Origin of the sequence: Winogradskyella sp. PC-19 (assembly GCF_002163855.1) — a bacterium.
Lineage (GTDB): Bacteria > Bacteroidota > Bacteroidia > Flavobacteriales > Flavobacteriaceae > Winogradskyella.
The window spans coordinates 1,294,323-1,319,016 of sequence record NZ_CP019332.1 but is presented as its reverse complement, the minus strand read 5'-3'; the positions used below and the strand labels follow the sequence as shown (position 1 = coordinate 1,319,016).

General features: G+C 32.8%; 23 protein-coding genes. 8 read left to right on the top strand and 15 right to left on the bottom strand.

The features are described from left to right. Positions 1–10 precede the first annotated feature (10 nt). Genes BTO05_RS06175 through BTO05_RS06160 form a run of 4 tightly spaced genes read left to right on the top strand, consistent with a single transcriptional unit; the run spans position 11 to position 7,277 of the window. Positions 11–4,069, top strand: coding sequence for an FG-GAP-like repeat-containing protein (locus tag BTO05_RS06175; protein WP_087491825.1), 4,059 nt, complete (start codon positions 11–13; stop codon positions 4,067–4,069). A gap of 16 nt (positions 4,070–4,085) precedes the next feature. Then, positions 4,086–4,685: a SprT-like domain-containing protein gene (locus tag BTO05_RS06170; RefSeq protein ID WP_087491824.1), complete on the top strand. Its 600-nt coding sequence runs from the start codon at positions 4,086–4,088 to the stop codon at positions 4,683–4,685. 31 nt (positions 4,686–4,716) lie between these two features. Further along, entirely contained in the window at positions 4,717–5,799 is a 1,083-nt protein-coding gene (locus tag BTO05_RS06165; protein ID WP_087491823.1) for a mannose-1-phosphate guanylyltransferase, read from the top strand. Positions 5,800–5,801: 2 nt separating this feature from the next. Continuing rightward, on the top strand, positions 5,802–7,277 hold the full coding sequence (locus tag BTO05_RS06160) for a DUF389 domain-containing protein (RefSeq protein ID WP_087491822.1): 1,476 nt from the start codon (positions 5,802–5,804) through the stop codon (positions 7,275–7,277). A 1-nt stretch (position 7,278) separates the two neighbouring features. Here BTO05_RS06160 and BTO05_RS06155 read toward each other — a convergent pair whose 3' ends face one another. Together BTO05_RS06155 and BTO05_RS06150 are read right to left on the bottom strand one after the other, a co-directional pair. Then, positions 7,279–8,046, bottom strand: coding sequence for an ABC transporter ATP-binding protein (locus BTO05_RS06155; protein WP_087491821.1), 768 nt, complete (start codon positions 8,044–8,046; stop codon positions 7,279–7,281). Then, positions 8,046–8,783, bottom strand: coding sequence for an MlaE family ABC transporter permease (locus BTO05_RS06150; RefSeq protein ID WP_087491820.1), 738 nt, complete (start codon positions 8,781–8,783; stop codon positions 8,046–8,048). Before BTO05_RS06150 ends, BTO05_RS06155 begins: the two co-directional genes overlap by 1 nt. A gap of 114 nt (positions 8,784–8,897) precedes the next feature. Here BTO05_RS06150 and pafA point away from each other — a divergent pair, with 114 nt between their 5' ends. After that, a complete protein-coding gene (gene pafA, locus BTO05_RS06145) occupies positions 8,898–10,559 on the top strand; it encodes an alkaline phosphatase PafA (RefSeq protein WP_087491819.1) in 1,662 nt (553 codons plus the stop codon). Here the strand turns inward: pafA and BTO05_RS06140 are convergent. From BTO05_RS06140 to gcvP, 4 genes are all read right to left on the bottom strand, one after another. Further along, positions 10,556–11,404, bottom strand: a complete 849-nt coding sequence (locus BTO05_RS06140; protein ID WP_087491818.1) for a glycosyltransferase family 2 protein — start codon at positions 11,402–11,404, stop codon at positions 10,556–10,558. The two genes, pafA and BTO05_RS06140, sit on opposite strands and share 4 nt — an antisense overlap. A 51-nt stretch (positions 11,405–11,455) precedes the next feature. Beyond that, a complete protein-coding gene (locus BTO05_RS06135) occupies positions 11,456–11,989 on the bottom strand; it encodes a methyltransferase (RefSeq protein WP_087491817.1) in 534 nt (177 codons plus the stop codon). A 15-nt stretch (positions 11,990–12,004) separates the two neighbouring features. After that, the gene (locus tag BTO05_RS06130; RefSeq protein ID WP_087491816.1) at positions 12,005–13,063 is read right to left on the bottom strand and encodes a 3-oxoacyl-ACP synthase III family protein; all 1,059 of its coding nucleotides are present in this window, start codon (positions 13,061–13,063) and stop codon (positions 12,005–12,007) included. 176 nt (positions 13,064–13,239) lie between these two features. Beyond that, positions 13,240–16,089, bottom strand: a complete 2,850-nt coding sequence (gcvP, locus tag BTO05_RS06125; RefSeq protein ID WP_087491815.1) for an aminomethyl-transferring glycine dehydrogenase — start codon at positions 16,087–16,089, stop codon at positions 13,240–13,242. A 121-nt stretch (positions 16,090–16,210) separates the two neighbouring features. Between gcvP and BTO05_RS06120 the strand changes: the two genes are divergently transcribed. Then, complete coding sequence (locus BTO05_RS06120; RefSeq protein ID WP_087491814.1) at positions 16,211–17,044, top strand: hypothetical protein; 834 nt, start codon at positions 16,211–16,213, stop codon at positions 17,042–17,044. Here the strand turns inward: BTO05_RS06120 and BTO05_RS06115 are convergent. From BTO05_RS06115 to BTO05_RS06080, 7 genes are all read right to left on the bottom strand, one after another. Beyond that, complete coding sequence (locus BTO05_RS06115) at positions 17,027–17,278, bottom strand: hypothetical protein (RefSeq protein WP_087491813.1); 252 nt, start codon at positions 17,276–17,278, stop codon at positions 17,027–17,029. The genes BTO05_RS06120 and BTO05_RS06115 overlap by 18 nt on opposite strands. A 4-nt stretch (positions 17,279–17,282) precedes the next feature. Next, positions 17,283–17,837, bottom strand: a complete 555-nt coding sequence (locus BTO05_RS06110; protein WP_087491812.1) for a sigma-70 family RNA polymerase sigma factor — start codon at positions 17,835–17,837, stop codon at positions 17,283–17,285. Positions 17,838–17,858: 21 nt separating this feature from the next. Further along, positions 17,859–18,791: a TIGR01777 family oxidoreductase gene (locus tag BTO05_RS06105; protein ID WP_087491811.1), complete on the bottom strand. Its 933-nt coding sequence runs from the start codon at positions 18,789–18,791 to the stop codon at positions 17,859–17,861. 1 nt (position 18,792) lies between these two features. Next, on the bottom strand, positions 18,793–19,182 hold the full coding sequence (locus BTO05_RS06100) for a hypothetical protein (protein WP_087491810.1): 390 nt from the start codon (positions 19,180–19,182) through the stop codon (positions 18,793–18,795). Positions 19,183–19,525: 343 nt separating this feature from the next. Beyond that, positions 19,526–19,867 carry a hypothetical protein gene (locus tag BTO05_RS06090; protein ID WP_087491808.1) on the bottom strand — a complete coding sequence of 114 codons (342 nt, stop codon included), beginning with the start codon at positions 19,865–19,867 and terminating at the stop codon, positions 19,526–19,528. Beyond that, entirely contained in the window at positions 19,864–20,202 is a 339-nt protein-coding gene (locus BTO05_RS06085; RefSeq protein WP_087491807.1) for a hypothetical protein, read from the bottom strand. The genes BTO05_RS06090 and BTO05_RS06085 overlap by 4 nt, the downstream gene beginning before the upstream one ends. 60 nt (positions 20,203–20,262) lie before the next feature. After that, a complete protein-coding gene (locus tag BTO05_RS06080) occupies positions 20,263–20,766 on the bottom strand; it encodes a GbsR/MarR family transcriptional regulator (RefSeq protein ID WP_087491806.1) in 504 nt (167 codons plus the stop codon). Positions 20,767–20,863: 97 nt separating this feature from the next. Here BTO05_RS06080 and BTO05_RS06075 point away from each other — a divergent pair, with 97 nt between their 5' ends. Then, the gene (locus BTO05_RS06075) at positions 20,864–21,799 is read left to right on the top strand and encodes a T6SS phospholipase effector Tle1-like catalytic domain-containing protein (protein ID WP_087491805.1); all 936 of its coding nucleotides are present in this window, start codon (positions 20,864–20,866) and stop codon (positions 21,797–21,799) included. Next, on the top strand, positions 21,781–22,140 hold the full coding sequence (locus BTO05_RS06070) for a hypothetical protein (RefSeq protein ID WP_087491804.1): 360 nt from the start codon (positions 21,781–21,783) through the stop codon (positions 22,138–22,140). The genes BTO05_RS06075 and BTO05_RS06070 overlap by 19 nt, the downstream gene beginning before the upstream one ends. Position 22,141: 1 nt before the next feature. On the opposite strand, the gene BTO05_RS06065 is transcribed toward BTO05_RS06070, so the two are convergent. Together BTO05_RS06065 and purE are read right to left on the bottom strand one after the other, a co-directional pair. Beyond that, entirely contained in the window at positions 22,142–24,175 is a 2,034-nt protein-coding gene (locus BTO05_RS06065; protein ID WP_087491803.1) for a M3 family metallopeptidase, read from the bottom strand. A gap of 34 nt (positions 24,176–24,209) precedes the next feature. Then, positions 24,210–24,692 (bottom strand): 5-(carboxyamino)imidazole ribonucleotide mutase, encoded by a 483-nt coding sequence (gene purE / locus BTO05_RS06060; RefSeq protein WP_087491802.1) that lies wholly within the window; start codon positions 24,690–24,692, stop codon positions 24,210–24,212. Positions 24,693–24,694: the final 2 nt, after the last annotated feature.

Below are 24,694 nucleotides of genomic sequence, written 5' to 3'. Positions count from 1 at the left end.
AAAGAAGAATATGCTAAGAAAATTACTCGCAAATTACACACTGCTTTCAATAATTTTGAGTTTTTCAATCGAGACCCTTTCAGCCCAAACTTTCAATCGTGTAGAAGATATTGTCGGACTTGGGGTTTTAGAAGAAAACAATGGTGTTGCGGTTGCTGATTATGATGGCGACAACGATTTAGATATTTTTGTAGTCGCTAAGGCGCCAGATGATGAAAATTCTCCAAAAACATTAAGTCGATTATTTAGAAATAATAATGATGGTTCTTTTACTGACGTCACAGATATAGCAGGTTTAACAGATTTATTACTTCCTGGGGAAGCAGGAGCTGATTTTGCTGGATTAGATGGTCAAAAAAGTGGGGCATCATGGGGTGACTACAATAATGATGGACACCCAGATTTGTTTTTAACTTATTCTTTTAAGGTGCAGCTGTTTAGAAATTTAGGCAATGGAACTTTTGCTGATTTTTCAGGTATAGCTGGTTTTGACGACCTTAATACTTGTAGAAATATGGGTGCTACTTGGTTTGACTATGATAATGATGGTTTTCTGGATATTTATATAAATGACTGGAGCGAGTGTGGAAGCAATCAACTTTATAAAAATAATGGTGATAATACATTTACTGATGTGACAACATCTTCAGGTATTGAAGCGCCAATGGGTTCTAATTTGGCAAGTTACACAGCTTTGCCATTTGATTTTAATTCTGATGGATTTATAGATTTGATTTCTACGCATCACCTAAATGCAGCTAATGATTTATTCATTAATAATGCAGGGATGACATTTTCAAATCAAGCGTCGACTTATGGAGTTAATACTTCTTCTGGTGAGACTGGAATTACAATAGGAGACTACAATAATGATGGTTTCTTTGATGTATTTGTAACTGGTGTTGATGGTAATGCATTATATACAAATGATGGTGATAATACGTTTACCGAAAATTCTGCGATATTAGGTTTAGGTAACACACAATGGTCTAAAGGAACTCGTTTCTCTGATTTTGACTTAGATGGTGATGAAGATTTATTTATAGCTAATGGTTTTGAAGAAGCAATGCGAAGCACGGAACCAAATTTTTATTTCAAAAACTTACATGCTGAAGGAATGAATACATTCGAAGATGCGTCAGCAACTTTAGGTTTAAATACGCAAACAGTTAGTGTTGAAGCTGTAGATTTCGATTATGATAATGATGGAGATATTGATTTGTTTATTACAAACAGTAATCAGACTTCATTTTTATATGAAAATACTTTATTGAATTATGATGATGTAACTTCTGCAAAAAATTATTTTAAATTACAATTAGAAGGCACAACATCAAATAGGGATGCTATTGGTACAATCATAAAATTGACAACATCTTCAGAAACAATAATTAGATATCATTCTGGTGTTGGGTTTTTGGGTCAGAGTTTACAGGCTATTCACTTTGGTTTAGATGATGAAACGAGTATTACTTCAATAGAAATCACTTGGCCCTCTGGTTTGGTAGAAACGTATAATAGTAGCAATAGTGCACTTGTTGTAAACGCGACTTTTAAAGCTGTAGAAGGTGATTCAATTACAAATTTAAACATCTTGCCTAGTCAAAAAGTTTATGGCTGTACAGATTCAATTTCATGTAATTATAACCCATTAGCAACCTTAGATGACGGCAATTGTACATATCTACAATCACAAAGTATAGTAGGTAATATTGATGCTGGGTATTATAGTACAGAAACATATTCTTATTCAATATCCGCTGGTTCAACTGCAGATTGGCATGTTGAAGGTGGAGAATTATTAAGTGGTCAAGGCACAAATACAATAACGGTATTATGGGAGATTGAGCCTCAAGGAACAATTTCTGTGACAGAAATGGATAGTAATTGCTCAAGTTTAACAGAGACAATAAACATTACACTTTCAGCAAATAATTTACCTTCAAATGTTTCAATATCCCGATTATGGAATGAGGCATTACTTAGTGCCATTCGTGGAGATTTTGCGCGTCCAACAGTTCATGCTCGCAACTTATTTCATACCAGTGTTGCTATGTTTGATATTTGGGCTTTATATAACAGTGATAAAGCTACACCATATCTTATTGGAGATACAGTCCATGGATTTTCGAGTACATTGGAAGACTTTACGCCTCAAGAATCAGATGATGAATCTACAAAAAAGGCGATAAGTTATGCCATGTATAGATTATTGTCTTATCGTTTTCAAAATTCTCCAGGAGCGCAGGCAAACCAAGACCGCATAGATTTATTAATGAGTAGTCTAGGCTATGATACATCTCTTACCTCACTACTTTATAATACAGGAGATGCAGCTAGTCTAGGTAATTTTGTTGCTCAGACAATTATAGATTACGGTTTGCAAGATGGTTCAAGAGAAGTTACAGGATTTGATAATGACTATTATGAACCAATTAATCAAGCCTATAATTTAGAGATTAGTAATAATCCGCCAATGGTAGACCCGAACAGATGGCAGCCGTTAGGATTAGACACTTTTATAGATCAAGGTGGTAATGTCGTTGAAGGTAATGTGCCAGAATTTTTAAGTCCAGAATGGGGAAATGTTAATGGTTTTGCTTTAAAGGAAGAAGACGTTACTGTATTTAATAGAGATGGAGATGACTATCGTGTTTTTCATAATCCGATAACTCCTCCCCAAATTAACACGACAATCGAAGACATAGAAAGCGAGCAATACAAATGGGGTTTTTCTATGGTGTCTGTTTGGCAATCACATATGGATCCATCAGATGGTGTTATGATTGATATTTCGCCAGGAGCTATCGGTAATACTGATATTGCTAACTTTCCAACAAGTGCAGTAGATTACCCTTCTTTTTATAATTTTACAGATGGAGGTGATATTGGTACAGGTCATTCTATGAATCCTGTAACTTCTGCTGCTTACGAAAATAATACTGTACCTCGAGCAGATTATGCAAGAGTTTTAGCTGAATTTTGGGCTGATGGTCCAGATTCTGAAACACCTCCAGGACATTGGTTTACAATATTAAATTATGTAAATGACCATCCTCTATTTGAAAAGCGTTTTCAAGGTCAAGGTGAAATTTTGGAAGCACTAGAATGGGATGTTAAAGCGTATTTTATTCTTGGTGGTGCAATGCACGATTCTGCTATTTCAGCTTGGAGTGTAAAAGGGTGGTACGATTATGTAAGACCAATATCTGCAATCCGTTACATGGGAGCAGAACAAGGACAAAGTAGTGACCCAATGTTGCCAAATTATAGCGTCTCTGGTTTTAAACTAATTCCAGGATATATCGAATTAGTTGAAGCAGGTGATCCTTTAGAAGGCTTTTTTGGTCAACACATTGATAAAATAAAACTATACACTTGGAAAGGTCATGATTTTATTAATGACCCAACAACTGATACCGCAGGTGTTGGTTGGATTTTGGCAGAAGATTGGTATCCATATCAACGACCGACATTTGTTACACCACCTTTTGCAGGATATGTGTCTGGTCACTCAACTTTTTCTAGAGCAGCTTCAGAGATTTTAACTAAGCTTACTGGAGATCCTTTTTTTCCAGGAGGAATAGGAGAGTTTATAGCTAAAAAAGACGAGTTTTTAGTCTTTGAAAAAGGACCTTCTCAAGACATAGTCTTACAATGGGCTACCTATAGAGATGCATCAGATCAAACAAGCTTATCACGTATTTGGGGTGGAATTCATCCGCCAGCGGATGATATTCCTGGAAGATTTATCGGCCAACAAGTTGCTGATGATACATTTGATTTTGCTATACCTTATTTCCAAGCAAACTTAAGTTCTGATGATGTTGACATTACTAAACAAAAGATTTATCCAAATCCAACAAGTAACCAACAGTTTTTTATTACCCAAACATCAAGTGAGGATGTGATAAATGTCTTTGATATTAGAGGTCGTAAAATTGATTTTACTCAAAAAGATTTTAATCCTGATAATGGAATTACTAGTATAAAGCTAAAAAATGCCTCATCAGGTTTATATTTACTTCGAGTGAATAGTAGATCTACTATGGTAGTTGTTAATAGATAGAAATTAGCCTAACTCAATGCAAAAAACACTTTTTGATTATATCCCTCAACAGGCAATACCATTAATTCAAGATTTAATTAGTAATGATAATCTATCTATTAAAGTCAAAAAAGAGCGTAAAACAAGGCATGGTGATTACCGAAAGTTACCAAACGGCCAACATCAGATTACAGTAAACTCTAATCTTAACTTGTATAGGTTTTTAGTGACATTGATTCATGAGATAGCTCACTTAGAGGCATATCAAAAACATGGTCGTTTTATAAAACCTCACGGTAAAGAGTGGAAACAGAGCTTTCAGCATTTAATGTTACCCTTTTTAAATCCGAAAATATTTCCAAAAGACTTACTGCCGTTATTAGCAAAACATTTTAAAAATCCAAAGGCTTCTAGTGATACAGACATCCATTTGGCATTGGCGTTAAAACAATATGATGAAGACAATGATAAAACTTATATCTTCGAAATAGAAGAAGGTGTAACATTTAAGCTTTATAATGGACGTATATTTAAGAAAGGCGCAAAGCGTAGAAAACGTTATGAGTGCTTAGAAATAGGTTCAGGTAAGTTATATTTGTTTAATCCAAATGCTGAAGTGGAATTATTAGATAATTAAAATTCAGAAGTACAGGTCAAAACTAATTTTCATGAAGAACAAGAATTATTATGCAATTTTAATGGCTGGTGGAGTCGGTTCCCGATTTTGGCCTGTCAGTACACAGGATTTTCCAAAGCAGTTTCACGATATGCTAGGAACTGGAGATACACTGATTCAAAAAACTTTTAATCGTTTAGCAAAGCTTATTCCAGAAGAAAATATTTTCATTCTAACAAATGAGCGTTATAATGATTTTGTCTTTGAACAATTACCAAACGTTACAAAGCGTCAAGTAGTTTTAGAACCTGCGATGCGTAATACAGCACCGTGTATTTTATATGCATCTTTAAAAATTCAGAAAGAGAATCCAGATGCAGTTATGATTGTCGCTCCAAGCGATCATTGGATAGAGGATGAAGCTTCATTTACTGATAACGTTCAGCAAGCTTTTGATTATTGCTCAGATAATAAAGCATTAATGACTTTGGGAATAACTCCTACCTTTCCAAATACAGGATATGGATATATAGAATATGACAAAGATTCTAAATCAAATATTAAGTCAGTTAATCAATTTCGTGAAAAACCAGATTATCAAACTGCGAAATCGTTTTTGAGTCAAGGTAATTTTTTGTGGAATGCAGGTATTTTCATGTGGAGCGTTAAAACTGTAGTTGAAACATTTGAAAATAATCAACCTAAATTATTTCAACTATTTAAAACAGGAATACCTGTCTATAATACTGAATTTGAAGATGATTTCATTAGGGATAATTATGAGAAGGCAGAAAATATTTCTGTAGATTATGCCATCATGGAAAAGAGTAAAAATGTTTATGTTATTCCAGCAACTTTCGATTGGAATGATTTAGGTACTTGGGGAAGTCTTTATGATAAACTTGATAAAGACACTTCGGATAATGCTATAGTTAATGCAAAGACTTTGACAGAAGATGCTTCAGGTAATATGATACGAACTAAAAACGACAAAGTTGTCGTTATAGACGGACTTAAGGATTACATAATTGTAGATAAAGATGAAGTTTTACTTATCTTTCCTAAAACTAAAGAGCAAGACATAAAAAAAGTTTTACAGGCAGTTAAGGATAAGTTTGGAGAACAATATGGATAATTATGAGTGAAGAGAATAAATTCAATTTTTCTGATGAAGAAAATAAACAAATCGACAAAGACAAATCTGTAAAAGAAAAAAAAGAAGCCGTAAGGCAAGACGCGAAAGGACTTTTTGCAAGTGTTTCCGGTTTTCTGAGTGAGTTACTAGATTTTAGAGATGATACCGATAGAGATGCAACTGTAGCCGCTATAAAAGCAGATATTTCTTTTAAAGGTGCAACAGCTTGGATTTTAGTTTGTTCAATAATGGTGGCTTCTGTAGGGTTAAATGCTAACTCAACAGCTGTTGTTATTGGAGCGATGTTAATTTCGCCTTTAATGGGACCAATCTTAGGTATTGGTATGTCCATAGCTATCAATGATATTGACACTTTGAAAAAGTCATTAATAAACTTAGCAATCATGATTGTGTTAAGTTTGTTAACGGCCTTTTTATTCTTTAAGTTTTTTCCAACAGCAGACCTTGGAAATAACGAAATATTTGCAAGGACAAAGCCAGATATAAGAGATGTCTTAATTGCATTCTTTGGTGGTTTAGCACTTATTATAGCAAGAACTAAAAAAGGTACTATAGCATCAGTTATTTTTGGTGTAGCTATTGCTACTGCTTTAATGCCGCCTCTTTGTGTAGCAGGATACGGCTTAGCAAATGATTGGCCAGCGTTCGTAGGAGCTATGTATTTATTTACTATCAATACCATATTTATTGCATTGGCAACATTTTTGGTTTTAAAAATACTACGCTTTCCAATGATTAAATATGCGAATTCAAAAAAGAGAAAGCGCATATCTCAATTAGCTTCTTTAGTAGCCATACTTGTAATGATTTGGCCAATGATAAAGTTTATTGATTTTATAAAAGAGACTCGTATGGAAAATGATTATGAGGCATTTATGAAAAACGAAGTAGAGTCTAATATTGATTTGTGGCTACAGAGACCAATACCGGATTATGATAATAAGACTTTGACTCTTTATTTTAATGGAGAAATAGCTTTAGCTACAGAAACAGATTTACGAAATGAGCTGAAAAATTATGAATACATAAGTGACTGGAGTTTAGATATTATTGGTAATAAAAATAGGAGTATAGATAAAATTTCAGATGCTTACGATAGAGCCATCACCGACCTAGATGAAAAAGACAATATTATATCTGGCTTACAAAAAGAAATAGTAGAACTTAAGGAAAATATCACTGGGCTAAACCAACAACTAGAGTCAAATAATAGAGAAGACTTCCCATTTTCTACGTTAGCTAAAGACGCCAAAATTAGATTTATAGACTTAGAATATTTTAGTTATGGTAAAATGTTAGAATCAAAAGATTTTATAAAAATAGATACTTTGAATGTTGCTAACATAGCTTGGAAAGCTACGCTAAGTGATAGTCTTGTATTGGTAAAAGAAAAAGAATTATACTCTTGGTTAAAACAAGTTTTGAAGACAGATAAAATAAGGGTTAAACGCGATTAGCTTATTGATTCTCTTCAATATACATCTTTCTTACTTTTTTGAATAAATTAGAAGAGTAAACAAAGTCTGTAACTGCTTTATTTTCTGTTCTAAAAATTGTCTCTTTAGAGCCTTCCCATTCTTTAAGTCCATCTTTTAGGAAAACAATTTTTTCACCAATTTCCATAACAGAATTCATGTCATGAGAGTTAATCACAGTTGTCATTTGGTATTCATCTGTGATTTCTTGAATAAGGTTATCAATAACAATAGCAGTTCTAGGGTCAAGTCCAGAATTTGGTTCGTCACAAAATAAGTATTTTGGATTATTGACTATTGCACGTGCAATTGCTACTCGCTTTTGCATACCACCAGAAGCCTCACTAGGCATTTTGTTATGTGCATCAGGAAGATTTACTCGTTTTAGAACAAAATTCACACGATCTTCCATCTCACTTTTACTTTGTTTTGTAAACATCCTAAGCGGAAACATAACATTTTCTGCTATAGTCATAGAATCAAACAACGCGCTTCCCTGAAATACCATACCTATTTGAGCTCGTAAATCACGCTTTTCATTTGGTGTCAAATCTTTCATGATTCGCCCTTCATAGGCAATTGTTCCTTCTTCGTATTCAAAAAGACCAAGTAAGCACTTAAGAAAAACCGTTTTACCAGAACCACTCTGACCAATAATAAGATTAGTTTTCCCTTTCTCAAAACTAGTACTAATACCCTTTAGGATATGTGCTTCTCCAAACGACTTATGTAAATCTTTAACTTCTATCATTAGCCTAAAAGTAAACTGGTTAAAAAGTAATTTGCTAAAATGATAACAACACTGGTCCAAACAAATGATGTTGTACTTGCTTTACCAACTTCAAGAGCACCACCTTTCATATAATAGCCATAAAAAGAAGGTATTGTTGCCAATAAAAAAGCAAACACAAGCGTCTTTAAAAAAGCATATATAATATGAAAAGGTATAAAATCGGTTTGAATACCTTCAATATAATCTTCAAGCGTACCGTAACCACCATAAACACATGCAGCTAATCCACCTAAAACACCCAAAAACATAGCAATTGATATAATAAAAGGATAGAGTGAAAGTGCAATAAATTTTGGGAATACTAAATAATTTAAGGCGTTTATACCCATAACTTCGAGTGCGTCTATTTGTTCAGTTACTCGCATAGTTCCAATGCTAGATGTTATGAAAGATCCAACCTTACCTGCCATAATTATAGATATAAATGTTGGTGCAAATTCTAGTATTATTGATTGTCTAGTCGCAAAGCCAACTAGATATTTTGGAATCAAAGGATTTGATATATTTAGTGATGTTTGTATGGCGACAACACCACCAACAAAAAATGAAATAAAAGCAACTATACCTAAGGAGTTGATAATTAAGTCATCAATATCTTTAAGGATTAATGTACGCATTACAGACCATTTGGTAGGTTTGCGAAACATATCTTTAATCATTAAAAAGTAAACACCAATATTGTGTAGGTATTTCATATAGTCATTTATTGACGCTAAATTATGAAAAACTATGCGTTAATTAATGATTTATTAAATTAACATCGGTTATAATATTCTATTTTTGCACCTCAATTGTTATTCAATTACCATATGAAACAAATCGCTTTAATATACTCTGTATGTTTTGTGTTATTATCTTGTAATGCTCAAGACAGTGTAGTTCAAAATCAAAGACTAATAACATCTCAATCCAAAAACCCTAAGTTAGTTGTAGGTATAGTAGTAGATCAAATGAGATATGACTACTTAACACGTTTTGATTCTAAATTTGGAGAAGGTGGTTTTAAGCGTATGATTAGAGAAGGTTATAACTGTAAAAATAATCATTTTAATTATGTGCCTACATATACTGGTCCAGGTCATGCTTCAGTTTTTACAGGTACGACTCCAAAATATCATGGTATTATTTCGAATAATTGGTACAATAAAGTAGATAAAAAAACAGTCTATTGTGCAGGCGACGAGGATGTAAAATCAATAGGTACAGATGCAGATGCAGGTCAAATGTCACCACATAGAATGTTAACGACGAGTTTTGCAGACGAGAATAGATTATTTACTCAAATGCGAGGTAAAACAATTGGTATTGCTATTAAAGATAGAGGTGCTATCTTGCCAGCAGGCCATACAGCTGACGGTGCATATTGGTTTCATGGTAAGGATGAAGGTGTTTGGATTACAAGCTCTTTTTACAGAAACGATTTGCCTAAATGGGTAAATGATTTTAATGATTCTAATACGGCAGAGTCTTATTTTAAAATTTGGGACACACTTTATGATATAGATGCATATATAGAAAGTGGCAGTGATGATAATAATTTTGAAGCTGGTTTCAAAGGAAAAGAAAAAGCAACTTTCCCATACGATTTATCAAAATTAAAAGACGAAAATGATGGTTTTGATATTTTGAAAGCTACAGCATATGGAAATAGTTTAACCACAGATTTTGCAATTGCTGCAATAAAAGGCGAAGCTTTAGGAAAGGATAATATCACAGACGTATTAACCTTAAGTTATTCTTCTACTGATTATGTCGGTCATAATTTTGGTGTTAACTCAAAAGAAATAGAAGATACATACGTAAGATTAGATAAAGATTTAGAACGTTTTTTTGAATTTTTAGACTCTGAAGTAGGCGTAAGTGAGTATACCGTTTTTTTAACTGCTGACCACGGCGCAGTTGAAGTGCCAGCATATTTACAGTCAGTAAAAATACCAGCAGGATACTTAGATTTCAATGCTAGAAAGAAAAAATTCACTGCTTTTTTAGAAGAAAAATACGGAACAAAAGACGTTGTTGAGAATGTAAGTAATAATCAGATTTTCTTTAACAAAGCAAAGTTGAAAGAGCTTAATTTCAATCTTCATCAGGTAGAACAAGATTTGGTTGATGAGCAGATTAGTTATCCTAATATTTCAAAGGTTTATACAGCAACAACGATGAACTCAACACAATTTACTTCGGGAATAGAAATGTTATTGCAAAATGGATTTAATCAAAAGCGTTCTGGAGATGTAATCGTGGTTAATGATATTGCTCATATTCCTTACGGTAGAACAGGTTCTACTCATGGTAGTGGACTTAACTATGATACTCATGTACCGTTACTATTTTTCGGAAAAGGTATTAAGAATGGTGAAACATTAGAAAAAACCGTGATTCCTGATATCGCACCTACAATGTCAGCATTATTGGGGATTAGTTTCCCTAATGGCGCGACAGGAAAACCTTTAGGTTTTGTGTTGGATTAAAATAGCTTACTAAATATTCCTTTCCAGCGTAACTTTCTGATAAACTTACCTTGGTCTTCGTTTACTAAATGTTCAGTTTTATTAAGCTTTGCTTTGAAGTAACCTGACATTTGATTTGCGAATTCGCTTATTTTTCTTTTTTTGAAAGCCATTTTCAATGCAGAAATAGTTGTTATTACTATTCCATTTCTAAGCTTATACATGGCCTCACCTTGTAGGTGCTTTGAAGCTTTATTATAGCTTTCTCCAGTAGGTTTTAGATGCTTAACTTTTAAACTTTCAATAGTAAGTATTTCCCAATTGTAATATTTAGCTAAAAGCTCATCTACTGTATCCCATCCCATAGATGGTTTTAATTTTCCAATTTGAATAAAACAAGCTTTTCGATAGGCTTTTAAGGCACCACGTATATGATCTTTATTAGTTAAGCTTTCAATTGTCCAATTTCCATTTTGCTCAATATAACAATAGCCAGCAGCCATGCCAAGTTTATCATTTTCTTTAAATTGAATTGATAATTTTTCAAGGTAATCTATCGGGAAAATTAAATCTGCATCAAACTTGCATATTATATCATAATTTTCGTCAAGTGTATTATAACCTTTGTAGAAAGCATTAATAATTTTAGTGCCTGGTAGATGTAGGTCTGAAGATTGATTATTTACTAGAGTTAACCATTCGTATTTATCTACAAATTTTTCTACAATGGTTTGTGTATTGTCGGTTGAGTTGTCATTAACTATAACAACTTTTTTTGGTAATAGGGTTTGGTTTGCTAGCGATTCTATAGTTAGGGTAATAGAATCATCTTCATTATGAGCAGGAATGACAATGTAAAATTTCAAACTATTTGTTTATTATTTCAAATCTAAACAAACCGATTTTAAATCTTGGATTTAGTCTTTGGTATTTTTTATGCGTTCTGCATAAACGATATAATAACGAGGTGTAAACCAACGAAGAATTGGTCTAATGCCTATTTTTTTTGTTGGATGAGTCCATTTTTTCGAATCTATAATTTTCCAACCGGCTTTTTCTAAAAGCCAATCGAATTGCCAATCTTCAAATTCATGAAAATGTCTATCCCACATATCTGTTTTACTTCTGTAAGCAGGAGAAAACCATAGTCTAAGAGGTATACTAGCAACAAGTTTATTCGCTTTGATTGATTTTAATACAGTTAGAGGAGATAGTAAATGTTCAAATATCTCAAATGCAGTTACTACACTAGCGTCAGAATCTTCAATTGTAGAAGTATCAATATCCAAATCTTCTCCTTTAGTGTTCTCGACCTTATAATTATGGTCTTTCATTACTTTGGTAAATGGATTCTCAATACCTAAATCCAGAATTGATTCAGAAGTAGAAATATGTGATTCTAAAAATTGAAGTGTATGTTTATAACGCTTATGCGGGAATTTTTTATACATATAAACAAATTCAATTTAATACCTGTAAACAATAGCATTAATGTGCATGCCAGCACCTACACTAGCAAAAATAATGACATCACCTTTATTAATTTTGTGATTATCTAGTTCGTTATTCCTAATTAAATCAAATAAAGTTGGTACAGTTGCTACTGAGCTATTCCCTAATTTGTGAATGCTCATAGGCATAACATCTTCTGGAGCTTTTGCTTTGTATAACCTGTAAAAGCGTTTTATAATCGCTTCATCCATTTTTTCATTTGCTTGATGAATCAATACTTTCTTAACTTCAGAGATATCGATGCCACTTTTATCCAAACAGTTTTTCATAGCTTGGGCTACATTGGTTAATGCAAACTCATAAATTTTACGACCATGCATTTTTATGTAGCGTGTGTCAGATTCTATATTTTTGTTATTCGATTTTCCGAAAAATAAATAGTAAGCTTCATCATATGTGAAAGAAGCAGTTTCATGAGCTAAAATTCCATCTTCGCCTTCTATTGCTTCTATAATACTAGCGCCAGCACCATCTGAATAAATCATTGAGTCTCTATCATGTTTATCTACTACTCGTGACAAGGTTTCACTACCTATAACTAAACAACGCTTAGCCATACCAGCTTTAATATAAGCTTGAGCTTGTATTACACCTTCGACCCAACCTGGACAGCCAAATAAAATATCATAGGCTACACATTTTGGATTTTTGATACGTAAGCGGTGTTTTACTCTAGCTGCTAAACATGGTAAAATATCACTTTGTACAGTATTGTGTTTTACGTCTCCAAAATTGTGAGCACAGATTATGTAGTCAATAGTTTCCATGTCTATATCAGCATCGTCAATAGCTTTTTGTGCAGCTAAAAAAGCAAGGTCTGATGAGGTTAATTGATTGTCTGCATAACGACGTTCATCAATACCAGTAATAGCTTTAAATTTCTCTACAATAACTTCGTTTGGATAATCAATTGAAGAACCATCTGCATTTAAAAACTCGTGATTATGAAAATCTTCATTCCTCTCAATGCTTTTTGGAATAAAACTTCCAGTGCCTGTTATTTTTATAGCCATTTTTTATTTTTTTGGTATAACTAATTTACTAAGCTAATTAATAAAATGAATTCTCAGTCTTTTAGCCCTAAAAACCTCTTATTTTTTTGATATTCTTAGTTTTCATTTGTTTTTGTGAATAAACCATAAAAAAAGCATCCATTTCTGGATGCTTTTTTAAATTCATTTATAAGTAATTATGCTTCTACATAATCTTCAATAGGTGCACAGCTACAGATTAAGTTTCTGTCACCATAAGCTTCATTAACTCGTCTTACAGTTGGCCAAAACTTATTGTCTGCAACAAACTCTAATGGAAATGCAGCTTTCTCTCTTGTGTATGGAAATAACCATTCGTCAGAAGTTAGCATTGTCATAGTGTGTGGCGCATTTTTAAGTACGTTATCTGGTTCGTCTTCAGAAACTTCATCTACTTCTTTTCTTATTGAAATCATGGCGTCACAGAAGCGATCCATTTCTGCTTTGTTTTCACTTTCAGTTGGTTCAATCATCATAGTGCCTGCAACCGGGAATGACACTGTTGGCGCATGAAAACCGTAATCCATTAATCGTTTCGCGATATCAACAACTTCAATACCTTTTTCTTTAAATGCACGGCAATCGATAATCATTTCATGTGCTGCACGTCCGTTTTCGCCTACATACAAAGTTGGGTAATAACCTTCTAAACGTTCTTTGATGTAGTTGGCGTTTAAAATGGCTACTTCTGTAGCTTCTCTTAACCCTTTTGCACCTAACATTTTGATATAGCCATAAGAAATAATACAAGCTAACGCAGAACCAAAAGGCGCAGCAGAAATCGCTGATATAGATTGGTGTCCACCAGTTTTAATAATTGCGTTTCCTGGTAAAAATGGTACTAGTTGCTCAGCAACACAGATTGGGCCAACACCTGGTCCACCACCACCATGAGGAATTGCAAATGTTTTATGCAAATTAAGGTGACATACGTCTGCACCAATATTTCCTGGATTTGTAACACCAACTTGTGCATTCATATTCGCGCCATCCATATAAACTTGACCACCATTATCGTGAATGATTTTAGTGATTTCTTTAATCTCTGATTCGTAAACGCCATGTGTGGATGGATAAGTTACCATTAACGCCGAAAGATTATCTTTATGTAATTCAGCTTTTTCTCGTAAATCATCTACATCAATATTTCCATTGTCTGATGCTTTAGTTACAACGACTTTCATTCCTGCCATAACCGCACTCGCTGGATTTGTACCATGAGCAGATGATGGAATTAGACAAATGTTTCTGTGACTATCACCACGAGATTCATGATAAGCTCTAATAACCATTAAACCAGCAAATTCTCCTTGAGCACCAGAATTTGGTTGTAGAGATGTGGCAGAAAAACCTGTGATTTCAGTAAGTTGGTTTTCTAACGCGTTTAGCATTACTTTATAACCAGCAGCTTGATATACTGGCGCAAATGGGTGCATATTTCCCCAGTTGCTCCAACTAAGAGGCAACATCTCTGAAGCTGCATTTAGCTTCATTGTACAAGACCCTAATGAAATCATTGAGTGGTTCAATGCTAAATCTTTGCGCTCTAAACGCTTTATATATCGCATTAATTCCGTTTCGGAATGATATTTATTGAACACATCAAAAGTTAAAAACTCTGTCGTACGCTTTAAGCTATCTGGAATGGTTTCTGTTTCAGAAACTTCAGAGATTTGTGCTGTTTTATTTCCACTAACGACTTCAAATATTTCAATGATTTGATTTAAATCAGTTACAGTAGTTGTTTCATTGATTGCTATTGTAACTGTATTTGTATCTGGGTAGTGAAAGTTGACTTCTCTTTTTTCAGCTTCATACTTTGTTTTAACAGCATCTGCTTTAATCTGAAGTGTGTCAAAATAATGAGAGTTAACTTGCTCTAATCCTAAATCTGCTAAAGCATTAGCTAAAGTCGATGCAGAATTCTTAACCTTATTTGCAATAAATTCTAGACCTTTTGGTCCATGGTAAACGGCATACATTCCAGCCATTACAGCTAATAAAACTTGCGCTGTACATATGTTAGATGTTGCTTTATCTCTTTTAATATGTTGCTCTCGCGTTTGGAGCGCCATACGTAATGCACGATTTTCATCCAAATCCTTAGTTACACCAATGATACGACCAGGAACATCACGTTTGTATTTTTCTTTTGTTGCAAAATAAGCTGCGTGTGGTCCACCATAACCCATTGGGATTCCAAAACGTTGTGTTGTACCAACGACAACATCTGCTCCAAATTTTCCAGGAGCTTCAAGTTTTACTAGACTTAATATATCTGCTGCTACAGCAACTTTTACACCAAAGCTATTTGCATTTTTTATAAAACTTTTGATATCCGTGATATGCCCATTTTTACCTGGATACTGTAATAATGCACCAAAGTATTCTTCAGAAAGATGAAACTCTGCCTCATTACCAACGACAAGCTCAATACCAATGGGTATAGCACGTGTTTCTAGTAAATCTATTGTTTGTGGTAATACTAAATCAGATACAAAGAATTTATTAACACCTGCTTTTTTCTGAGCACGTTCTCTGACTGCAAATAATAAACTCATTGCTTCGGCAGCAGCAGTACTCTCGTCTAAAAGAGATGCATTTGCCATTTCCATACCTGTCAAATCAATTACCATGGTTTGGTAATTAAGAAGCGCTTCTAATCGGCCTTGGGCGATTTCAGCTTGGTAAGGCGTGTAAGCTGTATACCAACCTGGATTTTCTAAAATATTACGTTGTATAACTGCAGGTAAATTTGCTGGGTGATATCCTAAACCGATGTAAGATTTAAAAACTTTATTAAGTTTTGAAAGCTCTGAAATATGATTTAAATATTCCTGCTCGCTCATAGCTGCCTCAAGATCTAAGTCTTTTTTAAGACGAATATCTGCTGGTACAGTTTCAGAAACTAACTGTTCAATACTTGTTACACCAATGGTGTTTAACATGGCTTTTTGCTCTTGTGGGCTTGGGCCAATGTGTCGTAATGCAAAAGATGTTGTATCCATTCTCTTTAAGTAGCTTTTTTTGATATGCAAAAATACGGAATATGCACTTTTTTTTAGTTAACGAATACTAAAGTTTTTAACTGATATGATACGTTATTAACACTTTAGTTATTTTTACATAGTGAAGGTGTTAAAATCTATTTTTAATTTTTATTTAAACAGTAGTATTCATGTAGCATTAGCAGTGTATGCAATGACTTGGATTACACTTGTTCAGTTTGACTTACCATATAGTAAAAACGTACTTTATTTTATATTTTTTGCATCAATTTCGGGTTATAATTTTGTGAAATATTTTGGGTTAGCTAAGTTTCATCATCGAAGCTTGGCAAATTGGCTAAAGATTATCCAAGTTTTTTCGGCTATCGCTTTTCTTTTGATGGGGTATTATTTTTTTCAGCTCAACAGTAATGTTTGGATTTTGATAGTGGTACTCGGGCTAATTACTTTTTTGTACGCTATACCTTTGATTCCAAAGAAATATTTGTTTGATGATCAGCAAAACCTAAGAGAAGTTGGTGGCGCAAAAGTTTATATTATAGCACTTGTTTGGAGTTTAGTTACTGTCTTAATTCCTGTATTGAATACTTATGTCGAAATATCTGCAGATGTCTTTATTACTGTTTTACAGCGATTTTGTTTTGTAATAGTTTTAATGTTGCCCTTTGAGATTAGGGATTTAAAATATGATAGCTTAAAGTTAGCTACTATTCCTCAAAAAATTGGCACAAAAAAAACCAAAATTATAGGTTTACTATTATTGTTGGTTTTTCTGTTTTTAGAATTTTTGAAAGTTAAAAATGATTATAGTTCTATAATATCAACTCTAATAATTACTTTATTGACACTAATGCTTTTAGTCCTTTCTTCTGAAAAGCAGTCTAAATATTATAGTGCTTTTTTGGTTGAAGCAATACCTATTGTTTGGTTATTAATTTTATTGTTGTTTTCCTAGTTCTGCTTCAAAAGCTTGTTGCAATTTATTTTTCGCTGAATCATCTAATGTTTCTACTTTAGGATTCTTAATTAACTTAGTTAATTTAGTGTTTTTGGCAGTGTATTTTCTACACGCTCTACAGTACATTAAATGGATGGTTAATATCACCTTTTCCATAAATGTAGCTTCTTTATACTGATTTTTGTCACAAATGTGATTTGCTTCGTGACATTCTAATTTTAGTTTACTCATAATATTAAAACCAATTTTCTTCCATGCAACTAGCCATAGCAGTTCTTGCTCTATGTATAATTACCCAAAGGTTAGACGCAGTAATATCCATTTCATTACAAATGGCTTCCGTTTCGTAATTCAATAAAGTTTTCATCTTAAAAACTCTACCCTGTTTTTTAGGGAGTTTGTCTAAACAATTATGAATAGCAACTCCTAATTCGGTGTTTTCGATAGTGTCTTCAGCTGTTTTGTCAAATGGGTCAGCTACACGTTCTTCTAACCAATCGCCTTCAGTTTCAGAATCACTATTATAAGACATGCGCACTTCTGCTTTGCCTTTATTAGAATTTATTTTGCGGTAATGGTCGATGATTTTTCGTTTTAATATAGCAATCAACCAAGTGCGTTCACTTGCTTCTCCTTTGAAGTTAGCCATAGATTTTAAGCCAGCTAAAAAAGTTTCTTGGACCAAGTCTTGCGCTATTTCTCTATCACTAACACGAGTAATTGTGTAGTTAAATAAATAGTCAGAATAGCGTTTAATCCAATCGTTAGGGTTTATTTTATGTTCTGCCATTATTTAGGACCTATTTTCTGACTATAAAAATAGTTTAAAAAAATGACAATAAAGTTGCTTAATATTTAATGAATTTATGGCATCATTAATAGTGTTGTATTTAAATTCAAATCCATTTTTCAAAAGTTTTTCTGGAATAACATTCCTGCTCTTTAAAACCAATTCTGCTTCAGTGCCGATCAGTTTTGCTCCAATTTTTAAAAGCCATTTAGGTTGTGAAATCCCAAAAGGGAATTTAAGAACTTTCCTTATAGTTTGCATCAACGTTTTGTTATCTGTCGGTTTTGGCGAAACAATATTAAAAATACCTTCTTGATTTTCAGACATTAAAAAATCGATTGCACGTGCAAAGTCCAATTCATGTATCCAGCTAACTTTTTGTTTGCCGTGTCCTTGTTTTCCACCAAGTCCAAATTTAACCAAGCGTTTTAATGGAATAAAAGCACCACCATTTTTACCTAAGACTATTGATGTTCTTAAAACTATCTTCCTTGTTTTTGGATTTGTGATAGTTATGAAAGCTTCTTCCCAAGATTTGGCAATATTCATTGAGAAGTCATCACCAATGTCACCATTTTCTTCCGTCATTTCTTTTGTATACGAGTCTTGGTATATTGTAGATGTCGATGAGTTAAGCCAAAATTTAGGAGGATTTTCACAAAGATTGATTGCTAAACCCAAAATATTGGTAGAGTCTATGCGTGAATTGTAAATCTCTTTTTTATTAACCTCAGTATATTTACAATCTACAGACCTTCCAGCAAGATTAATTATAGCCTCTGTATTTTCTAAGTGTTTTGTCCAATTGCCAAGTTCTTTTCCGTTCCATAGAATATGATTTTTGGCCTTTGGCTTTCTAGACAATATTTTTATGTCGTATCCTTTTTTGGAAAAATAGTTTTCTAGGATTTTACCTAGAAAACCATTTCCGCCAGCGATGATTATTTTTTTCATCTTATAAAACTTTTGTGGTTCTTATAACTTGTCTTGATTTTTTTCTTCCTCTGAAGAATAAAAAGAGATTGAAAAATAACATTACTCCCAGATATATTGTGAAACCACCAATCTTCTTGCTCAATATTTCCATCAGAGTTTGGTTGCTTATGTCATAATTATGGTTGTAACCATATATTTTCATGATGTACAAAGCAAATCCAATGTTTATAAGATAGAAACCAATTTCAAATAGTTTATTAGTAGCTATTGCTATGTCTTCCTTCCCTTTAAAAATATCTATCATAAAGAGCTTACCATTTTTAAAAAGCATTTTTGATATGTAAATGGTTAAACTAATAACGATAGGTAAATAAATAATGTAGCCGATAATAATTTTTGAATTTTCCATAATTTATTGATTTAAGAGTTTAGATTTATTTAAATACTTCAGCCAGAATATATTGTTGTAATGCATAAAGGCTAAAAGCAGTATTATTTTTCCTAATGTATACGATAGTGTATTTATAAGTTGAAAAACAGAATCAACTCGTTCCCAGTAGGCAATTGTTATTATAGCGTATCCGATGTTGGTTAAATAATACCCAATGAGAAGTAAGTTGTTAATGCTTTTTACTAGCTCTTTGTTGTCTAAAAGATTTAGTAAAAAAACTTCACCATTTTTATAAAATAGCCAGCCAATTTTTATCATTACAAAACAAATGATTGGTAAGTAGATAAAATATGTGATGATGTTATAATTCATTTTGGTGTTTGATTTTATAGGAGATACTTAAATGTATAAGTGCTAAAATGAAACCGCATAAAAACCACATTGTCATTATACCTAATTCCATATCTCTAATATTGTTCATTACGATAGTTGTTATTATTAAAGTAATTAGGCTAACTAGATAAAAGTTTAATCTTTTTTTACTAGCTTTTTTAAGCTTATCTCTATTTGTGTTATACTTAAAAGTGATACCTAATTGATATAGACCCAGAATAGGTAGCGCAAACATGGCGCCCCAAAACGTTAGTGAAATCCCTAGTAGTACTAGTGTCATCAATTTATTATCTCTGTAGTAGCTTTTCATAATTCTATATTTTTAATCTTATTTAGAATATAGAAGAAGTAAGTAGCAATGCTCATTGGTAGAATGATTATGCCAAAAATCATTATAAATGAATCGTTAAAACCTTTCCAGTCAAACAACCAACAAACACCATATATAATTGCAATAAGCCAATAGAGGTATAATTGTTCTTTTATTTTCTGATTAAATTTTTTCCAGTATAAAAACAATATCAATGCACTTATAACTTGTAGAACTCCTAAAACTATTTGTGAGTATAAGCCTAAGAATAGTGTTATGTATAATAACAGAGTTGTGTAAAATGTGAATTTGTTTAGGTAGTAAATAATTTTCATAATTTCTAATATTTTAAACTTTCAGAAAATATTGAAAGTTAGATTTAAAAAAATATATTCTTATTTCAGTAGTTTAAAAACTGATTTTGTTAACCAGTTCCGTTTCTGGTCCATTAATTTATTAATCATTGCATCGGCATCTTTGGTTAGGTTATGCAATGCTTTTGTTTGTTTAATTAATTCTTTAGTTTTTTCTGTACCATCATCTTTTATTGATGAGACTTCGTCAAGAACTTTTATAACAGGTTTGATTTCTCTACGACTACGTTCCTTAGCAATAACTCTAGCTAATTCTTGCACATCTTTTTCAGTAGTAAAAAATTCCTTGCGTTCACCAGAAACTAATACTTTGGTAACAATACCCCAATCCATTAATTGGCGTAAATTCATACTCGTATTTCCACGAGAGATTTTTAACTCCTCCATTATGTCTTCCATCGACAAAGGTTTGGTGGATATAAAAAGTAAAGCTTGTATCTGGGCCATCGCTTTATTGATACCCCAAAGTGTACCTAAACTTCCCCAGGTACTTATGAACTTTTCTTTTGCTTCTTTGTATTCCATAGTACAAATATACAATAATTTTTAAACTTTCAATAATTATTGAAAGTTTGTTTTTCAATTCCTTTTTATAAATTAGAGCATTAATAGTTGTAAATCTATGATTTCTACATTAAAAGAGTATTGTAAAAAAAGTATATATGCAGTCGTTTGTTTGTTGATTTTTGGCTGTAAATCTACTGCACCGTTAGTAACTCCAAATCTAAATTCTGACGCTCCGAAGGATATTTTAATATTTATTGATGGAACAGCAAATACACCCAAGGACAATACAAATATTAACAAATTGCGATTACTTGCTAAACAAAGTGATAGTTTAGATTCTTTTTACACAGTTGGTGTTGGAGGAGGAAAAGATTTCAAGATTTCAGGCATGGCATTTGGTGTTGGTGTCAAAAGAGATGTTGTTGAGGCTTATGACTTTTTGATGAAACGCTACAAAAAACAACGAGGCGATAGAATTCATTTATTTGGCTTTAGCAGAGGTGCTTTTACTTGTCAGGTTCTAACAGATTTTATTTATACCGCTGGTATGATTAAATTAGAAAAGCATGTAGATAGTGTTAAGCAAATGCGTCTTATAAAAAAAATATACACTGCTTATCGACAAAACAGAACACATACCGAAAGGCAACGTAATGTAGGAAAGGTTATAAAAAAATGGGAGCTTAAAAATAATCAAACAATTACAAGAATGCCTAAAGTCGATATTGAGGTTTTAGGTCTATTTGATAATGTCGAGGCTTTAGCTGCACCAGATTATAAAGAAAAATTTTGCAACCCTAATAACAGTCATCTTAACCAATATGTAAATGTTAATAAAGTTTTTCATGCTGTTGCACTTGATGATAATAGAGCACAAATATTTACACCGATTTTATCAAGTTGTAATAATATAAAGTTAAGACGAAATAAAACCTTAGATGATGTTGTAAAAGAGGTTTGGTTTTCTGGAGCTCATAGCGATGTTGGTGGTGGATATACCGATAGTCCAGAAATATCTTATGTGTCATTAAATTGGATGATAATGAGTTAAAGACTTATAATCTGTTTAATGATTCTCCTGTTACTGAGAATCACATTAATGCAAAAATCCATGATTCTGAAGATAATTTTTTAGGCTTTTTCTATAGGAGAAGAAATCGTGATATACCTTTATACCTTATTGAAAATGGAGAGAATTACAATAATGGTAAGATAAATATCCATAGTTCTGTTATAAAACGACTAGATCAAGGCATATTACCCACATTTAAGAAAATGAAAAAAGACCCACTAGATTGGTTTGATAAAGCACCGTTTAAAAAGTGTTTTGATTCAATAGGTAATAGAAGAGTCTATAAAGAACCTTGTGATGTTATTAAAGTGGTGGATTAAATTATTTTATCAATCCAGCTCGTCTAAGTAAAGCTTCGGGTTTAGGTTCTTGACCTCTAAAACGTTTGTATAATAACATTGGGTTTTCAGTACCACCTTGAGATAGTACAAATGTTTTAAATTTATTTGCAACCGTTTTATTAAAAATACCTTCTTCTTTAAAATATTCAAAAGCATCAGCATCTAAAACTTCTGCCCATTTGTAACTATAATATCCTGACGAATAACCACCTTGAAAAATGTGTGCAAACGCTGTACTCATACAACTTTCTTTTACTTCTGGATACAAATTTGTTCCTGCAAAAGCTTTGGTTTCAAAATCTTTTACAGATTTAATGTCTTGCGGTGATTCATTACCATGCCAAGCCATATCTAGCATTCCAAAACTTAATTGACGAAGTGTCTGCATACCTTCATGAAAGGTAGATGATGCTTTTATTTTTTCTATTAAATCCATTGGAATAATCTCTCCAGTCTTGTAATGTGTTGCAAACAATTTTAATGTTTCTTCTTCGTAACACCAATTTTCTAAAATCTGACTTGGTAATTCTACAAAATCCCAATATACGTTAGTGCCAGATAGACTTGGATATGTTGTATTTGCTAACATACCATGAAGTGCGTGTCCAAACTCGTGAAACAAGGTAGTGACTTCATTAAATGTAAGTAACGAAGGTTTTGTAGGAGTAGGTTTGGTAAAGTTGCATACTATTGATATATGTGGACGATGATTACGGCCATCTTTAATCATTTGTGGCTTAAAAGAAGTCATCCAAGCGCCATTACGCTTGCCAGATCTTGGAAAGAAATCTGCATAAAAAATAGAAACTAAATCACCAGAATCGTCAATAACTTTGTAAGTCAAGACATCTTCATGGTATTTATCAATTGTATCAATTTCTTCGAATTGTAATCCAAATAATTTCTGCGCCACAGTAAATGCACCATTGATTACATTTTCTAGCTTGAAATATGGTTTTAATTGCTCATCATCTAAACTGAATAATTTTTGCTTTAGTTTTTCTGAATAATATCCCGAATCCCATTTTTGCAACTGGTCAATATCATTGATTTCTTTAGCAAAATCTTCGAGATTTTTGAATTCGTTTTTTGCAGCAGGTTTTGCTTTTTCTAGTAATTCGTTAAGGAAATTCTGTACATTATTTGGTGTTTCTGCCATGCGCTCTTCCAAAACAAAATGAGCATGTGTTTTGTAGCCTAATAATTTTGCGCGTTCATTTCTGAGGTTTGCGATTTTTAGTACAATATCTTGATTATCTAAATTATCTCCCTTAAAGCCTTTGCTCCCAAAAGCTTTAGATAACTTTTTTCTTAATTCGCGATTATCTGCATACGTCATAAAAGGGATGTAACTTGGGTAATCTAATGTGATTAACCAACCATCTTTTCCTTTGCTTTCTGCTAATTGTTTTGCTGCTTCTTTAGCGCTGTCAGGCAAACCAGAAAGGTCAGCTTCATTAGTATGAAGCATTTCAAACTTATTCGTTTCTGCTAAAATATGTTCACCAAATTTTAATTTTAATTGACTTAACTCTTTATCTATCTCACGGAGTTTATCTTTTTTATTATCTGCTAGGTTTGCACCGTTTCTTGAAAAGCTTTTGTATTTCTTATCAAGAAGTGTTTCCTGTTCAGTAGTTAGCTCCAAACCAGTTTTAGAATCGTAAACAGTTTTTACACGTTTAAATAAATCCTCGTTTAATGTAATATCATTACTGAACTCGGATAGTAATGGAGAAACCTCTTGTGCTGTTTTTTGAATAGCATCATTTGTTTCTGCAGAATTAAGATTAAAAAATATACTCGAAAGTCTATCCAATTCTTCACCTGAATAATCCAAAGCTTCAATTGTATTTTCAAAACTTGGTGCTTCAGAGTTTTTTACAATCGCATCGATTTCTGCTTTAGCTTTTTTTATAGCTGTTTTAAATGCAGGTAAGAAGTCTTCATTTTTTATTTCAGAAAATGGAGCCGTATTGTATGAGGTATTGAAGGGTTTATTTAGGATACTCATAAATTTATATTTGTTGTCTGGAGTAAAAGGAATCTTATTTTAAATCTTTAGCAGAATCAATGACTTTGGCCTTTAAGCCTTCTTTGTAAACTTTTACTTTGTCCAAAACACAATTGTCTGCAGTTCCTAATATCTGGGCCGCTAAAATACCAGCATTTTTCGCTCCATTTAGAGCAACTGTTGCGACTGGCACGCCACCAGGCATTTGTAAAATAGATAAAACAGAATCCCAGCCATCAATAGAATTGCTACTTTTAACAGGAACACCAATTACAGGTAATGGTGATAATGAGGCTACCATACCGGGTAAATGGGCTGCGCCACCAGCGCCTGCAATAATGACTTTGATGTCTCGGTTATGTGCGTTTTTACTGAAATCAAATAATTTTTCTGGTGTACGATGTGCAGAAACAATATCTACTTCGACCTCAATATCAAAACCTTTTAAAATATCTATGGCGTCTTGCATTACTGGCAAATCGCTTTTGCTTCCCATGATTACGGCTACTTTACTCATAA

What these genes read in the sequence shown, in the direction of transcription:
- BTO05_RS06175 (WP_087491825.1), top strand. Translation starts at nt 11, where the DNA reads ATGCTAAGAAAATTACTCGCAAATTACACACTGCTTTCAATAATTTTG.
- BTO05_RS06170 (WP_087491824.1), top strand. Translation starts at nt 4,086, where the DNA reads ATGCAAAAAACACTTTTTGATTATATCCCTCAACAGGCAATACCATTA.
- BTO05_RS06165 (WP_087491823.1), top strand. Translation starts at nt 4,717, where the DNA reads ATGAAGAACAAGAATTATTATGCAATTTTAATGGCTGGTGGAGTCGGT.
- BTO05_RS06160 (WP_087491822.1), top strand. Translation starts at nt 5,802, where the DNA reads ATGAGTGAAGAGAATAAATTCAATTTTTCTGATGAAGAAAATAAACAA.
- BTO05_RS06155 (WP_087491821.1), bottom strand. Translation starts at nt 8,046, where the DNA reads ATGATAGAAGTTAAAGATTTACATAAGTCGTTTGGAGAAGCACATATC.
- BTO05_RS06150 (WP_087491820.1), bottom strand. Translation starts at nt 8,783, where the DNA reads ATGAAATACCTACACAATATTGGTGTTTACTTTTTAATGATTAAAGAT.
- pafA (WP_087491819.1), top strand. Translation starts at nt 8,898, where the DNA reads ATGAAACAAATCGCTTTAATATACTCTGTATGTTTTGTGTTATTATCT.
- BTO05_RS06135 (WP_087491817.1), bottom strand. Translation starts at nt 11,989, where the DNA reads ATGTATAAAAAATTCCCGCATAAGCGTTATAAACATACACTTCAATTT.
- BTO05_RS06130 (WP_087491816.1), bottom strand. Translation starts at nt 13,063, where the DNA reads ATGGCTATAAAAATAACAGGCACTGGAAGTTTTATTCCAAAAAGCATT.
- gcvP (WP_087491815.1), bottom strand. Translation starts at nt 16,089, where the DNA reads ATGGATACAACATCTTTTGCATTACGACACATTGGCCCAAGCCCACAA.
- BTO05_RS06115 (WP_087491813.1), bottom strand. Translation starts at nt 17,278, where the DNA reads ATGAGTAAACTAAAATTAGAATGTCACGAAGCAAATCACATTTGTGAC.
- BTO05_RS06110 (WP_087491812.1), bottom strand. Translation starts at nt 17,837, where the DNA reads ATGGCAGAACATAAAATAAACCCTAACGATTGGATTAAACGCTATTCT.
- BTO05_RS06105 (WP_087491811.1), bottom strand. Translation starts at nt 18,791, where the DNA reads ATGAAAAAAATAATCATCGCTGGCGGAAATGGTTTTCTAGGTAAAATC.
- BTO05_RS06100 (WP_087491810.1), bottom strand. Translation starts at nt 19,182, where the DNA reads ATGGAAAATTCAAAAATTATTATCGGCTACATTATTTATTTACCTATC.
- BTO05_RS06090 (WP_087491808.1), bottom strand. Translation starts at nt 19,867, where the DNA reads ATGAAAAGCTACTACAGAGATAATAAATTGATGACACTAGTACTACTA.
- BTO05_RS06085 (WP_087491807.1), bottom strand. Translation starts at nt 20,202, where the DNA reads ATGAAAATTATTTACTACCTAAACAAATTCACATTTTACACAACTCTG.
- BTO05_RS06080 (WP_087491806.1), bottom strand. Translation starts at nt 20,766, where the DNA reads ATGGAATACAAAGAAGCAAAAGAAAAGTTCATAAGTACCTGGGGAAGT.
- BTO05_RS06075 (WP_087491805.1), top strand. Translation starts at nt 20,864, where the DNA reads ATGATTTCTACATTAAAAGAGTATTGTAAAAAAAGTATATATGCAGTC.
- BTO05_RS06065 (WP_087491803.1), bottom strand. Translation starts at nt 24,175, where the DNA reads ATGAGTATCCTAAATAAACCCTTCAATACCTCATACAATACGGCTCCA.
- purE (WP_087491802.1), bottom strand. Translation starts at nt 24,692, where the DNA reads ATGAGTAAAGTAGCCGTAATCATGGGAAGCAAAAGCGATTTGCCAGTA.